Here is a 13,063-nt window from a genome sequence, read left to right on the forward strand (position 1 = left end):
GCGTTGGTCACGATAGTAGATCACTTTTTTTACAGCCGTTAAAGCTTGTTGTGCCTTTCAAAACGCGATGCAGAGCAGAAGAAGACTTATCTTAAGAAGGGAATTGCCGTAACAGGCTCCCCCGCCCGGCGGGCGAGGGAAACCCAAGCGGCTTAAATCGCCCAGCCGCCGGCGTAGAACGCCACCAGCGCCACGGCGATCAGCACGGTGCCGATGTTCAGCTTGCGCCATTCGCCGGAGAAGATGCGGCCGATGACCAGCGAGCTGAAGCCCAGCATGATGCCGGTGACGATGTTGCAGGTCAGCACGATGAACACGGCGCACAGCAGGCCGGCCATCGCGTCGACGAAGTCGTTGAAGTCCAGCTTGGTGACATTGCTCAGCATCAGCAGGCCGACGTACATCAGCGCCGGCGCGGTGGCGTAAACCGGCACCAGATAGGCCAGCGGCGACAGGAACAGGATCAGCAGGAACAGAATGCCGACCACGGTGGCGGTCAGGCCGGTCTTGCCGCCCGCGGCGGTGCCGGCGGCGGACTCGATGTAAACCGCAGCGGGCGCGGCGCCCACCAGGCCGGAGAAGATGCTGCTCAGGGAATCCGAGGTCAGCGCCTTGCCGCCGTTGATGATCTGCCCGTCTTTATCCAGCAGGTTGGCCTGCCCGGCCACCGCGCGGATGGTGCCGGTGGCGTCGAACACCGCGGTCATCACCAGCGCCAGCACGCTCGGCAACACCACCGGCTGCAATGCGCCCATGATATCCAGGCTGAAGATCAACGATTTGCCGTCAGCGTCCGCCAGGCTCGGCATGGCGAACAGCCCCTGGTATTTCACCGCCGGGTCGAAGATCAGGCCGATGATGGAAATGGCGATGATCACCAGCAGAATGCCGCCGGGCACGCGCAGTTTCTCCAGGCCGAAGATCACCGCCAGGCCGACCAGCGTCATGACGACCGGGAAAGAGGTGAACGCGCCGAGCGCCACCGGCAAGCCATCCAGCGGGTTCTTCACCACCAGGCCGACGCCGTTGGCGGCGATCAGCAGCAGAAACAGCCCGATGCCGATGCCGGTGCCGTGCGCCACGCCCATCGGCAGGTTGCGCAGGATCCAGGCGCGGATGCCGGTGACCGAGATAATGGTAAACAGCACGCCCATCAGGAACACCGCGCCCAGCGCCACCGGAATGCTGATGTGCTGGCCCAGCACCAGGCTGAAGGCGGTAAAGGCGGTCAACGAGATCGCACAGCCGATGGCCATCGGCAGGTTAGCCCACAGCCCCATCAACAGCGACCCCAGACCGGCCACCAGGCAGGTGGAGACAAACACCGCCGCCGGCGGGAAACCCGCTTTGCCCAGCATGCTCGGCACCACGATCACCGAGTACACCATCGCCAGGAAGGTGGTCAGCCCCGCCACCACCTCCTGACGCACGCTGCTGCCGCGCGCGGAAATTTTAAAATAGCCATCAAGCCCGCCGGTTGGTTTTGCGGCGTGGTTCGCTTGAGAGTTCGACATAGGTTACTTCCCCTGTGTTTCATGAATCGGCCCGTCACAGCAGGCCTGTAATCTCGCCCGCGCCCGATCGCCACGTAATCGTTTACGTCACGTTCCGCATCCCTGCCCTTATGCCACACCGCCAACGGCGATGCGCACCCAGGCAAACGTTTAACTCGCAGCGCGCGGTACGGGTGATTTATGGTGGTTTATTCAAGGCAAACGATTATCCTGCCTTCCCTAGCGTCTAATCAACTAAAGATCGCGGCAATTTATGCAGAAAACGGCGGGAATAGCTTCTGCGCGAAAAGACGGGGCGATCCGGCGCCCCTGCCGACCTGCTTCACGGCGAGCTTATTGCGCCTGCACCGCCGCGGGATCCATATACATCAATTCCCAGATATGGCCGTCCAGGTCCTGAAATCCGTGGCCGTACATCACGCCATAGTCCCGCGGCGGATGATAGGTATTGCCGCCGCCGGCGATTGCCTTGCGCACCAGTTCGTCCACCGCTGCCCGGCTGGGTTGCGACAGGCACACCAACACTTCGGTGGCCTGTTTGGCGTCGCCGATCGGGTTCGGGGTAAACATCCTGAATTTGTCGTGGGTCAGCAGCATCACGTAAATCGTGTCGCTGACCACCATGCAGGCGGCGGTATCGTCGGTAAATTGCGGGTTGAAGCTGAAGCCGAGCTGGGTGAAAAACGCCATTGAGGCAGGCAGATCGCGTACGGGCAGATTGACGAAGATTTGCGTAGCCATGGGCTACCTCCGATGAAGAATGACCCCATCGAGTATAGCCCATCCGCCTAACTCAGCAGGTCGTAAGGGCCGCCCTGCTCCAATGCCCGCTGGTAGGCGGGCCGGGCGTGAATGCGCTGCAGGAAACCGCGCAGTTTCGGGCAATCATCCAACGCGCCGCGCGCCGCCATCGCCTCCAGCGGGAAGCTCATCTGAATATCCGCCGCGCTGAAGTCGTTGCCAACGAACCAACTGCCCTTATTCAGGTGCTGTTCGAGGAATTCGCAGTGCGGCGCGATCTGCTTGTCGAGGTATTCCCGCTGCACGCCTTTGCCGATCGCGCCGGCCACCGGCCGCAGCAGCCAGGGGATCGGCGGCTGGCCGAGACGGCTGAACACCAGCTTCATCACCAACAGCGGCATCAGCGATCCTTCGGCGTAGTGCAGCCAGTAACGGTATTGCTGACGCGCGTGGAAGTCGGTTGGCATAAACATGCCCTGTGCGTCGTAGGCTTCCTGCAAGTATTCGATAATGGCGCCGGATTCCGCCAGTGTCAGATCGCCATCGACGATCACCGGCGATTTGCCCAACGGGTGGATCTTTTTCAGCGCCGGCGGCGCCAGCATGGTGTTGGGATCGCGCTCGTAGCGTTGCACCTGATAGGGCACGCCCAGCTCTTCCAGAAACCACAGAATGCGCTGCGACCGCGAGTGATTGAGATGATGAACGATGATCATGACGACGCTCCTGTCCGCTGCCACACCAGTTCGCCAACCTGCACGCCGTTGCCGAGCTGCAGCGGCACCGTGCGCAACGTCAGCCGATCGGCGTTAAAGGCGTAAAAACGCACCTGACGGCTGCCTATCCAATTGGGGAACGAGCAGCCTTCAACCTGATGCACCACCCGTTGCTCGCTTTCTTCCACCTGATAACGGCCGAAGTAGCAAATCATATTGATGAAGGCGGCATGGATCTCCCGCTCGGATCCCTGCGCCAAATCGTCGGCGACGAAACGCGGCCGTACGGCGCTGTATAGCTGCGCCGCCATCGTGCCGTTGGCCTCATAGTGGATGCGCCCCAACACCTGCTCGCCCAGCGGGTAATTCAGCTCGCCGTTCTGGTTTTTGAACGCCGACGACACCAACGCCCAACTGCCGATAAACGCATTCATCGTCATGACGCTTCTCCGGTTAAGGATCGTCTGTAAAGGGTAGTGGCGATTGTTGCCCCGCGCCAGCGGATGAAAAATAATCAATTTATTTGACAGAGATACTCAAAACTCTCCGATTTTTTATTCACATCCGGTGCACTAGTATTTAACACATCGAGAGACAACGGGCTCTCACCTAACAAACACTCTGAGGAACGCATCATGAAAAACATCAAAATTTTTGCTACCGCTGCGCTGCTGGCTACCGCTTCTTTCGCTACCTTCGCCGCTGACCTGCCTTCCAGCCAACCTGCTGCAGACGCCCAGAAGATCGGCGTCGTCACCGTGAGCGGCGCCGCTAACCTGAGCGCGCTGGAAAGCGAACTGGCCAGCAAAGCCGCCGCTTCGGGCGCCAGCGCCTACCGCATCGTCGCCGCCGGTGGTCAGAACAAACTGTACGGCACCGCAGAAATCTTCAACTGATCGTCGGACAGCCAACCGACGGAAGAAAGAAGCCCCGCAAGGGGCTTTTCTCGTTTTAGCGGGCGTCAAAGCGCGCCGCCAACTTCTGCAGGCGGAACTGTTCGGTGATGAAATCGACAAACACCCGGGTTTTGGTCGGTAAGAATTTGGTGGTGGGGAAATAGAGATACACGCTGCCGCGATCGACATACCAGCCCGGCAGAACCCGCACCAGACGGCCGCTTTCCAGATAAGGCGCCGCATTCGGCATGCCGATCAGCGCGATGCCCAATCCCATTTCCGCCGCCCGCGCCGCCGCTTCCGGTTCATTGACCGTCATGCTGACCGTCATCCCCGGCGCACGCTGCTCATTCTGGGCATTTCGCAGCGGCTGGTGGCGAATGCGCCCGGTCTGCGGCGAACGGATGAAAATCCCGGCGTGTTGCGCCAGTTGCTCCGGCTCCGTCAACGGCGGCCGCTGCCGCAAGTATTCTGCCGAAGCGACCAATACGCCATGCGCGGGCGCCAGCTCGCGAGCAATCATCCCCTGCGCCAACTCGATGCCGCCGCCCAGCGCAGCGTCAAAGTTCTCACCGATCAGATCCACCTGGCGATTGTCGAAATGCCAGTCCGGTACAATCGCCGGGTACTGCGTCAAAAACATCGGCAGCATCGGCAACACGAAGTGCAGGCCGAAGGCGGTGCCCATGCTGACCTTCAAGCCGCCGGCCGCCGCGCCGCCGCCGCTGCTCAACCCCTTCAATGCACACTGGATCGATTGCAACCCGCCGCTCACCTCACCGAGAAAACGCTCGCCTGCTTCGGTGAGGATCAACTTGCGGGTATTGCGTTGAAACAGCCGCACGCCGACCACCGCCTCCAGCCGGGTGACATTCTTGCTTACCGCCGCCGGGCTGAGGCCCAGCTTGCGGCCGGCGGCGGAGAAACTGCCGTTTTCCGCGCTGCTGACGAAGCACTCCAGATGTCCCAGCATGCTTTTTCCTTATGGATTTTAAACTAATGGTTTTAACTGATTATAGCTCTTTGTGGCTAGTGGCCGTGCAAGCGATCTCCGATACTGAATGCCGACACTTTACCCTCATCCACTCTGGAGAAATAACATGACCACAGCACTCCCACTGCAAGGCAAAGTCGCATTCGTTCAGGGCGGTTCCCGCGGCATCGGCGCCGCCATCGTGAAACGCTTGGCGAGCGAGGGCGCCGCCGTCGCCTTTACCTACGCCGCCTCTGCCGATCGCGCCGAAGCGGTGGCGAGCGCCGTTACCGCCGCCGGCGGCAAAGCCCTCGCCATCAAGGCCGACAGCGCCGATGCTGCGGCGCTGCAGCAGGCGGTTCGCCAGGCGGTGAGTCACTTCGGCAACCTGGATATTCTGGTGAACAACGCCGGGGTATTTACGCTGGGCAGCACCGAGGAACTGGCGCTGGACGACCTGGATCGCATGCTGGCGGTCAACGTACGCAGCGTATTCGTCGCCAGCCAGGAGGCGGCGCGCCACATGAACGACGGCGGCCGTATCATCCACATCGGCAGCACCAACGCCGAGCGCGTGCCGTTCGGCGGCGCGGCGGTGTACGCGATGAGCAAATCGGCGCTGGTCGGGTTGACCAAGGGCATGGCGCGCGATCTCGGCCCACGCGGCATCACCGTCAATAACGTGCAGCCCGGCCCGGTGGACACCGAAATGAACCCGGACGCCGGCGAGTTCGCCGATCAGCTCAAGCAGCTGATGGCGATCGGCCGTTACGGCAAAGATGAAGAAATCGCCGGTTTCGTCGCCTACCTGGCGGGCCCGCAGGCGGGTTATATCACCGGCGCCAGTCTGAGCATCGACGGCGGCTTCTCGGCGTAGCGCTCAAAGCCCCGCAAGGGGCTTTTTTTCATTCGCTCCCCGACGACCGCTTCTCACCTCGCACGGCATATTCGGCCTTGAAAGACAATAATAGAATTAGTTTATGCGCAAAAATGGAATAGTTTATTGACGATTCTGTTATTTATTCACCAGCCCGACGTCTTTATCCTTCGCTCCATCGTGTCGTACCGGACCCCCTTATTTTTCGAACCTTCGAACACAGGATAAAGATATGAAAACCATGACCACCGTTATTTCACTCGCTCTGTTTTCCATGCTGTCGTTTAACGCCGCGGCAGAAAGCGTGACCGCAACCGGCAGAACACTGGATTCCACCGAAGCCCTCATCGCTAAAAAAGCGCAAGAAGCCGGCGCAAGCGGCTACAAAATTACCAGCGCCTACATGGGCAATTTCGTCACCATGAGTGCAGAACTGAAAAAATAATGCGTTTAGCGATAACGCCGTGCATACGGCGTTATTCATTGCCGCATGATTAAGGAAATCATCGCCGGGCGCCTTTTTAAAAATCACGCTGGCGTACCCAGTACACAGAAAAAATGAGCCGTTCCCTCACCGGTTATTATTCGGCGGCCTCACGCCGCCAATTTCCGGAGGCTCACTTTCATTCGCCCTGCAATACTCCGTTATAAGGATGAGTCACTGATGAAATCATTGTATCGCCTCTCCCTCTTGCTGCCCTTGCTGGCCGCAGTGCCCGCGCACGCTGCAGAATCCGCCGCGCAGTCGTCAGACTGGTATCCTTCCGTTTACGGCGCAAAAGACGAAATCGGCGCGGCCAACCTGCTCACGCCTGAGGTCGTATTACAGTCTGTGCAGTTGGTAAAACAAGGCAAGACATTGCCATTGGCGGTGCCCGTCGATAAAGATTTCCCGGCGTTCCGCCACCGCAGCTTCCGCTTATATAATATTCAGCCTGGTCAGCAGGACGGTAAAACGCTTGGCCCAAATAAATTCACCTTTAATGATGAATTGGTGAATGCCTGGACCGGCGTCGGCACTCAGTTGAATGGCATTGGCCATATCGGCATCGACAATGTTTATTATAACGGCAATAAGGCGGCGGATTTCGTCACCGTAGATGGCGTAAAAAAATTGGGCGTGGAAAAAGTGCCGCCCATGGTCACACGCGGCGTCGTACTCGATATGACGGCTTATTATAATAAAGCGATCGTTCCGGGCGGCACCGAATTTTCCGTTGCGGATATTCAAGCGGTGCTTAAAAAGCAGGGCATCAGTTTACGCAAAGGCGACGTTGTCTTGTTCAACACCGGCTGGCTGGAGCTGATTGGCAAAGACAATAAAAAGTTCCTGGAAGTTGAACCGGGCATCGGCATGGAAGCGGCGAAATGGTTGGCCGACCAAGGCATCGTGGCCTTCGGCGGTGATACCTGGGCCTCCGAAGTTTACCCTAACCCGAAAAATGACGAAGAGTTCCCGGTCAACCAGTACCTGCTGGCCAAACGCGGCGTCTATAACCTGGAGCTGATCGACAGCCGCCCGCTGGTGCGCACGAAAACCTGGGAATTCCTGTTCGTACTGGGGCAACCGCTGTATGTCGGTTCAACCCAGGTCAATATCAACCCGGTAGCAATTTACTGATTGGCGACACCGCCGCAGAAAATCAGCGGCTAACGAACACAAAAAACCCCGCCTGAGCGGGGTTTTTTTAGCGCTGTCGCCAGGCTTAGAACGGAATATCGTCGTCGAAATCCATTGGTGGTTCGTTGCTGGTCGCCGGTGCGCTGTTCTGCGCCGGGCGAGACTGCTGCTGGCCGCCGCTGAACTGGTTGCCGCCCTGTGGCTGCTGAGGTTGGCCCCAACCGCCCTGGCCACCGGCAGATTGACCGGCCGGTGCGCCGCCGCCCTGACGGCCGCCCAGCATCTGCATGGTGCCGCCGACGTTAACCACGATCTCGGTGGTGTAGCGATCCTGGCCGCTCTGATCCTGCCATTTACGGGTCTGCAGGGAGCCTTCGATGTAGACCTGAGAGCCTTTACGCAGGTATTCCCCCGCCACTTCGGCCAGTTTGCCGAACAGCACGACGCGGTGCCACTCGGTCTTCTCTTTCTGTTCGCCGGTCGCCTTGTCACGCCAGCTTTCGGAGGTCGCCAGGGTAATGTTGGCCACTGCGCCGCCGTTCGGCATGTAACGGACTTCTGGATCCTGACCCAGATTCCCGACCAGAATTACTTTGTTTACGCCTCTGCTGGCCATGAGCACTTCTCCCGATGATTGATTTCTACACAGTATAAACGCGTCAGTTTACCACGCTGAGTACGAAACCACACCCGTGTTGATAAGTGCGAATTGCATTCCAGAATTGTCTTTTCGATCGACCTTGTTGCATTCGCATACTGGATATTCATTCAGGTTTTTTTGTGTCATAATTATGCGTTTCGACCAGGCTGTGCCGGTTTTTTGCGAGATCCATCACAAAATCCCCCGCAAAAATCGCGACAGGCGCGGTGTATCATCAAGACGGGAAGTGTAAATGGACAATATCGAAGTTCGTGGTGCTCGAACCCATAATCTGAAAAACATCAACCTGATCATCCCGCGTGACAAACTGATCGTCGTCACCGGCCTGTCCGGTTCCGGCAAGTCTTCGCTGGCTTTCGATACGCTGTATGCCGAAGGGCAGCGGCGCTATGTCGAATCACTCTCTGCCTATGCGCGCCAGTTCCTGTCGCTGATGGAAAAACCGGACGTCGATCATATCGAAGGCCTGTCGCCGGCGATCTCCATCGAGCAGAAATCCACCTCGCACAACCCGCGCTCCACGGTCGGCACCATTACCGAGATTCACGACTACCTGCGCCTGCTGTTCGCCCGCGTCGGCGAGCCGCGCTGCCCGGATCACCATGTGCCGCTGGCGGCGCAGACCGTCAGCCAGATGGTCGACAACGTGCTGAGCCAGCCGGAAGGCAAGCGCCTAATGCTGCTGGCGCCGGTGGTGAAAGACCGCAAGGGCGAGCACACCAAAACGCTAGAAAACCTGGCCGCCCAGGGCTATATCCGCGCGCGCATCGACGGCGAAGTGTGCGATCTGTCCGATCCGCCGAAGCTGGAGCTGCAGAAGAAACACACCATCGAAGTGGTGGTCGATCGCTTCAAGGTGCGCGACGACATGGCGCAGCGCCTGGCCGAATCGTTCGAAACCGCGCTGGAGCTGTCCGGCGGCACCGCAGTGGTGGCGGATATGGACGACGAAAAAGCGGACGAGCTGCTGTTCTCCGCCAACTTCGCCTGCCCGATCTGCGGCTACAGCATGCGCGAGCTGGAACCGCGCCTGTTTTCCTTCAACAACCCGGCCGGCGCCTGCCCGACCTGCGACGGCCTGGGCGTGCAGCAGTTCTTCGATCCGGATCGCGTGGTGCAAAACCCCGAGCTGTCGCTGGCCGGCGGCGCGATCCGCGGCTGGGATCGCCGCAACTTCTATTACTTCCAGATGCTGCGCTCGCTGGCGGAGCACTATGAGTTCGACGTCGAAGCGCCATTCAACACCCTGAGCGCCAACGTGCAGAAGGCGGTGCTGAGCGGCTCCGGCAAAGAGTCGATCGAGTTCAAATACATCAACGATCGCGGTGACACCACCGTGCGCCGCCATCCGTTCGAAGGCGTGCTGCACAACATGGAGCGCCGCTATAAAGAGACCGAGTCCAGCGCGGTGCGCGAAGAGCTGGCGAAGTTCATCAGCAACCGCCCTTGCGCCTCGTGCCACGGCACTCGCCTGCGTGAAGAAGCGCGCAACGTGTTTGTCGAAGACACCACGCTGCCGGAGATCTCCGATCTGAGCATCGGCCATGCGATGACCTTCTTCCAGAACATGAAGCTCAGCGGCCAGCGCGCCAAAATCGCCGAGAAAGTGCTGAAAGAGATCGGCGACCGCCTGAAATTCCTGGTGAACGTCGGCCTGAACTACCTGTCACTGTCTCGCTCGGCGGAAACGCTCTCCGGCGGCGAAGCGCAGCGAATCCGTTTGGCCAGCCAGATCGGCGCCGGCCTGGTGGGCGTGATGTACGTGCTGGATGAGCCGTCGATCGGCCTGCACCAGCGCGACAACGAGCGCCTGCTGGAAACGCTGATCCACCTGCGCAACCTCGGCAACACGGTGATCGTGGTGGAGCATGACGAAGACGCCATCCGCGCCGCCGACCATGTGATCGACATCGGCCCCGGCGCCGGCGTACACGGCGGCCAGGTGGTGGCGGAAGGCACCGTCGACGACATCATGGCGCAGCCGGAATCGCTGACCGGCCAGTTCCTCAGCGGTAAACGCGAGATCGCCATCCCCGCGCAGCGCGTGCAGGCCGATCCGACCAAGGTGCTGAAGCTGAGCGGCGCGCGCGGCAACAACCTGAAAGACGTGACGCTGACGCTGCCGGTCGGTCTGTTTACCTGCATCACCGGCGTGTCCGGCTCCGGCAAATCGACGCTGATCAACGATACGCTGTTCCCGATCGCCCAGCGCCAGCTCAACGGCGCCACCATCGCCGAACCGGCGCCGTTCCGCGAAGTGACCGGCCTGGAACATTTCGACAAGGTGATCGACATCGATCAGAGCCCGATCGGCCGCACGCCGCGCTCCAACCCGGCCACCTACACCGGTATCTTCACCCCGGTGCGCGAGCTGTTCGCCGGCGTGCCGGAATCGCGCAGCCGCGGTTACACGCCGGGCCGCTTCAGCTTCAACGTCAAGGGCGGACGCTGTGAAGCCTGCCAGGGCGACGGGGTGATCAAGGTCGAGATGCACTTCCTGCCGGACATCTACGTGCCGTGCGACCAGTGCAAGGGCAAGCGTTATAACCGCGAAACGCTGGAAGTGAAGTACAAGGGCAAGAGCATCCACGAAGTGCTGGAGATGACCATCGAAGAAGCGCGCGATTTCTTCGACGCGGTGCCGGCGCTGGCGCGCAAGCTGCAGACCCTGATGGATGTCGGCCTGTCCTACATCCGCCTCGGCCAGTCGGCCACCACGCTCTCCGGCGGTGAAGCGCAGCGCGTCAAGCTGGCGCGCGAACTGTCGAAGCGCGGCACCGGCCAAACGCTGTATATCCTCGACGAACCGACCACCGGTCTGCACTTCGCCGATATCCAGCAGCTGTTGGCGGTGCTGCATCAGCTGCGCGATCAGGGCAACACCATCGTGGTCATCGAACATAACCTGGACGTGATCAAGACCGCCGACTGGATCGTCGATCTGGGGCCGGAAGGCGGCAGCGGCGGTGGCGAGATCCTGGTCGCCGGCACGCCGGAAACGGTCGCCGACTGCGAGAAATCGCACACCGCACGCTTCCTGAAGCCGCTGTTGAACCAGTAATGTCGCCGGCGTGCAGGCCGTCGTTCAGGCGGTCCGCACGCTGCCCCGTTTCCCCGCAATCGAACAGAAACAGGCAAGATTTCGACATTTTCAGGCATTTCCCTCCACGCTCACCGCTTCTATCATCAATGTTCCCTCGGCGGCCGCCCTGTCTGATTCAGGCCGCGTCTCGCCGGCACTTCGCTGCCGGTCAAACGTTGTCCCCCCTACATTGATAACTGGAGCGACCATGAACATTACCCATGCCTATGCCGCGCATGACGCGAAGTCTGCGCTGGTGCCTTTCGATTACCAGCCGCGCGCCCTGCGCGACCACGATGTGCAAATTCAGGTGTTGTTCTGCGGCGTCTGCCACTCGGATCTGCACCAGGCGCGCAATGAATGGAGCAATACGATTTACCCGGTGGTGCCGGGCCACGAAATCGTCGGCCGCGTTAGCGCCGTCGGCGACCATGTCTCGCGTTACCGGATCGGCGATCTGGTCGGCGTCGGTTGCATGGTGGATTCCTGCCGCAGCTGCCCGAGCTGCGATGAGGGGCTGGAACAGTATTGCGAGAACGGCTTTACCGGCACCTATAACGGCCAGGATCGCCACACCGGCGCCGTGACCTACGGCGGCTACTCCACCAATCTGGTGGTGGATCAGGACTTCGTGCTGCGCGTGCCGGAAAACCTCGATCCGGCCGGCGTCGCGCCGCTGCTGTGCGCCGGCATCACCACCTATTCGCCGCTGCGCCAGTGGGGCGCGGGGCCAGGCAAAAAGGTCGGCATCGTCGGGCTCGGCGGGCTGGGGCACATGGGCGTCAAACTGGCGCGGGCGATGGGCGCGCATGTGGTGCTGTTCACCACCTCGCCGTCGAAAATCGAAGACGCCAAGCGCCTCGGCGCCCATGAAGTGGTGATTTCGCGCAACCCGGATGAGATGGCGCAGCACGTCAACAGCTTCGACTTCATCCTCAACACGGTAGCGGCTCAGCACGATCTGAACCCGTTCCTCAACTTGCTGCGCCGCGACGGTACCCTGACGCTGGTCGGCGCGCCGGAGCACGATCATCCGTCACCGCAGGTGTTCAACCTGATCATGAAGCGCCGCCGCATCGCCGGTTCGCTGATCGGCGGCATCGCGGAAACGCAAGAGATGCTGGACTTCTGCGGGCAGCACGGCATCACGTCGGATATCGAGCTGATCCCGATGCAGCAAATTAATGAGGCCTATGAACGCATGCTGAAAAGCGACGTGAAGTACCGCTTCGTGGTGGATATCGACTCGCTGCGCGCCTGATGACGGCGGGCGCCCGGCGGCGCCCGTTTTTTTATAGCTGCTTGATGATCCTGGCCGGGTTGCCGCCCACCACGCAATTGGCCGGCACGTCTTTGGTCACCACCGCGCCGGAGGCCACGACCGCATTATCGCCGATGGTCACTCCCGGATTGATCACCGCACGCCCGCCGATCCACACGTTGTCGCCAATCCTGACAGCCTTACCGAACTCCGCCCCGCCGACGCGAGTCTCGGCGTCCAGCGGATGGGTGGCGGTATAGATATGCACGCCCGGCGCCAGCAGGCAGTTGTCGCCGATATGCACCTCGCATACGTCGAGGATCACGCAGTCGAAGTTGGCGTAGAAGTTCTTGCCGAGATAGATGTTATAGCCGTAGTCGCAGCGGAAGGTCGGCTCGATGGTGCCGCCCTGATAGCGGCCCAGCAACTCACCCAGCCATTGTTTGCGCAGCTCGCCCTCTTCCGGCGAAGAGTGGTTATAGCGATGCGTTAGCTGGCGTGCGCGCCGGCGTTCGCTGCGCAGCAGTTCATCGCCGGCGTCGTACAGTTCCCCGGCGATCATCTTGCGCTTTTCTTCGCTCATGGCCATGTCGGCCTCCTTCATCCGCGTGTCTTGAATGCCCAAGCGTAGCTGTTTTAGTGCCGCAATAAAAAGGGAACGTTCCCAAACTCAGGTCGCGATCACGCTTTAACATGAAAAAAACAGAAGAAAAACGGGCGG

13 protein-coding genes are annotated in these 13,063 nt (G+C 60.3%); 6 read left to right on the plus strand and 7 right to left on the minus strand.

Annotated features, from left to right (window positions below; translation table 11 throughout):
• Positions 1–152: 152 nt before the first annotated feature.
• From AC2CGQ_RS15970 to AC2CGQ_RS15985, 4 genes are all read right to left on the minus strand, one after another.
• Positions 153–1,514, minus strand: a complete 1,362-nt coding sequence (locus tag AC2CGQ_RS15970; protein ID WP_004936819.1) for an NCS2 family permease — start codon at positions 1,512–1,514, stop codon at positions 153–155.
• Between the two features lie 333 nt (positions 1,515–1,847).
• Complete coding sequence (locus tag AC2CGQ_RS15975) at positions 1,848–2,255, minus strand: VOC family protein (RefSeq protein WP_015379207.1); 408 nt, start codon at positions 2,253–2,255, stop codon at positions 1,848–1,850.
• 47 nt (positions 2,256–2,302) lie between these two features.
• Positions 2,303–2,971, minus strand: a complete 669-nt coding sequence (locus AC2CGQ_RS15980) for a glutathione S-transferase family protein (RefSeq protein ID WP_004936814.1) — start codon at positions 2,969–2,971, stop codon at positions 2,303–2,305.
• Entirely contained in the window at positions 2,968–3,411 is a 444-nt protein-coding gene (locus tag AC2CGQ_RS15985; RefSeq protein ID WP_004936812.1) for a lipocalin-like domain-containing protein, read from the minus strand. Before AC2CGQ_RS15985 ends, AC2CGQ_RS15980 begins: the two co-directional genes overlap by 4 nt.
• 195 nt (positions 3,412–3,606) lie before the next feature.
• On the opposite strand from AC2CGQ_RS15985, the gene bhsA reads away from it, so the two are divergent.
• Complete coding sequence (bhsA, locus tag AC2CGQ_RS15990) at positions 3,607–3,867, plus strand: multiple stress resistance protein BhsA (RefSeq protein WP_015379209.1); 261 nt, start codon at positions 3,607–3,609, stop codon at positions 3,865–3,867.
• A gap of 55 nt (positions 3,868–3,922) precedes the next feature.
• Here bhsA and AC2CGQ_RS15995 read toward each other — a convergent pair whose 3' ends face one another.
• Positions 3,923–4,840, minus strand: a complete 918-nt coding sequence (locus AC2CGQ_RS15995) for a LysR family transcriptional regulator (protein WP_075684486.1) — start codon at positions 4,838–4,840, stop codon at positions 3,923–3,925.
• 127 nt (positions 4,841–4,967) lie between these two features.
• Between AC2CGQ_RS15995 and AC2CGQ_RS16000 the strand changes: the two genes are divergently transcribed.
• From AC2CGQ_RS16000 to AC2CGQ_RS16010, 3 genes are all read left to right on the plus strand, one after another.
• A complete protein-coding gene (locus AC2CGQ_RS16000; protein WP_088381956.1) occupies positions 4,968–5,717 on the plus strand; it encodes a 3-oxoacyl-ACP reductase family protein in 750 nt (249 codons plus the stop codon).
• Positions 5,718–5,949: 232 nt separating this feature from the next.
• Complete coding sequence (locus tag AC2CGQ_RS16005) at positions 5,950–6,162, plus strand: YdgH/BhsA/McbA family protein (RefSeq protein ID WP_004936800.1); 213 nt, start codon at positions 5,950–5,952, stop codon at positions 6,160–6,162.
• Between the two features lie 219 nt (positions 6,163–6,381).
• Positions 6,382–7,338, plus strand: coding sequence for a cyclase family protein (locus AC2CGQ_RS16010; RefSeq protein ID WP_015379212.1), 957 nt, complete (start codon positions 6,382–6,384; stop codon positions 7,336–7,338).
• An 85-nt stretch (positions 7,339–7,423) separates the two neighbouring features.
• Here AC2CGQ_RS16010 and ssb1 read toward each other — a convergent pair whose 3' ends face one another.
• Positions 7,424–7,954: a single-stranded DNA-binding protein SSB1 gene (gene ssb1 / locus AC2CGQ_RS16015; protein ID WP_004936793.1), complete on the minus strand. Its 531-nt coding sequence runs from the start codon at positions 7,952–7,954 to the stop codon at positions 7,424–7,426.
• A 277-nt stretch (positions 7,955–8,231) separates the two neighbouring features.
• Between ssb1 and uvrA the strand changes: the two genes are divergently transcribed.
• Together uvrA and AC2CGQ_RS16025 are read left to right on the plus strand one after the other, a co-directional pair.
• Positions 8,232–11,060, plus strand: a complete 2,829-nt coding sequence (gene uvrA, locus AC2CGQ_RS16020; RefSeq protein WP_015379213.1) for an excinuclease ABC subunit UvrA — start codon at positions 8,232–8,234, stop codon at positions 11,058–11,060.
• Between the two features lie 229 nt (positions 11,061–11,289).
• On the plus strand, positions 11,290–12,342 hold the full coding sequence (locus tag AC2CGQ_RS16025) for an NAD(P)-dependent alcohol dehydrogenase (protein ID WP_004936787.1): 1,053 nt from the start codon (positions 11,290–11,292) through the stop codon (positions 12,340–12,342).
• A 31-nt stretch (positions 12,343–12,373) separates the two neighbouring features.
• Here AC2CGQ_RS16025 and maa read toward each other — a convergent pair whose 3' ends face one another.
• Complete coding sequence (gene maa, locus AC2CGQ_RS16030) at positions 12,374–12,931, minus strand: maltose O-acetyltransferase (RefSeq protein WP_021505134.1); 558 nt, start codon at positions 12,929–12,931, stop codon at positions 12,374–12,376.
• Positions 12,932–13,063 lie beyond the last annotated feature (132 nt).

Source organism: Serratia sp. DFXYC6, assembly GCF_057196085.1.

What these genes read in the sequence shown, in the direction of transcription:
- AC2CGQ_RS15970 (WP_004936819.1), bottom strand. Translation starts at nt 1,514, where the DNA reads ATGTCGAACTCTCAAGCGAACCACGCCGCAAAACCAACCGGCGGGCTT.
- bhsA (WP_015379209.1), top strand. Translation starts at nt 3,607, where the DNA reads ATGAAAAACATCAAAATTTTTGCTACCGCTGCGCTGCTGGCTACCGCT.
- AC2CGQ_RS15980 (WP_004936814.1), bottom strand. Translation starts at nt 2,971, where the DNA reads ATGATCATCGTTCATCATCTCAATCACTCGCGGTCGCAGCGCATTCTG.
- AC2CGQ_RS15995 (WP_075684486.1), bottom strand. Translation starts at nt 4,840, where the DNA reads ATGCTGGGACATCTGGAGTGCTTCGTCAGCAGCGCGGAAAACGGCAGT.
- AC2CGQ_RS16025 (WP_004936787.1), top strand. Translation starts at nt 11,290, where the DNA reads ATGAACATTACCCATGCCTATGCCGCGCATGACGCGAAGTCTGCGCTG.
- AC2CGQ_RS16000 (WP_088381956.1), top strand. Translation starts at nt 4,968, where the DNA reads ATGACCACAGCACTCCCACTGCAAGGCAAAGTCGCATTCGTTCAGGGC.
- AC2CGQ_RS16010 (WP_015379212.1), top strand. Translation starts at nt 6,382, where the DNA reads ATGAAATCATTGTATCGCCTCTCCCTCTTGCTGCCCTTGCTGGCCGCA.
- uvrA (WP_015379213.1), top strand. Translation starts at nt 8,232, where the DNA reads ATGGACAATATCGAAGTTCGTGGTGCTCGAACCCATAATCTGAAAAAC.
- AC2CGQ_RS16005 (WP_004936800.1), top strand. Translation starts at nt 5,950, where the DNA reads ATGAAAACCATGACCACCGTTATTTCACTCGCTCTGTTTTCCATGCTG.
- ssb1 (WP_004936793.1), bottom strand. Translation starts at nt 7,954, where the DNA reads ATGGCCAGCAGAGGCGTAAACAAAGTAATTCTGGTCGGGAATCTGGGT.
- maa (WP_021505134.1), bottom strand. Translation starts at nt 12,931, where the DNA reads ATGGCCATGAGCGAAGAAAAGCGCAAGATGATCGCCGGGGAACTGTAC.
- AC2CGQ_RS15985 (WP_004936812.1), bottom strand. Translation starts at nt 3,411, where the DNA reads ATGACGATGAATGCGTTTATCGGCAGTTGGGCGTTGGTGTCGTCGGCG.
- AC2CGQ_RS15975 (WP_015379207.1), bottom strand. Translation starts at nt 2,255, where the DNA reads ATGGCTACGCAAATCTTCGTCAATCTGCCCGTACGCGATCTGCCTGCC.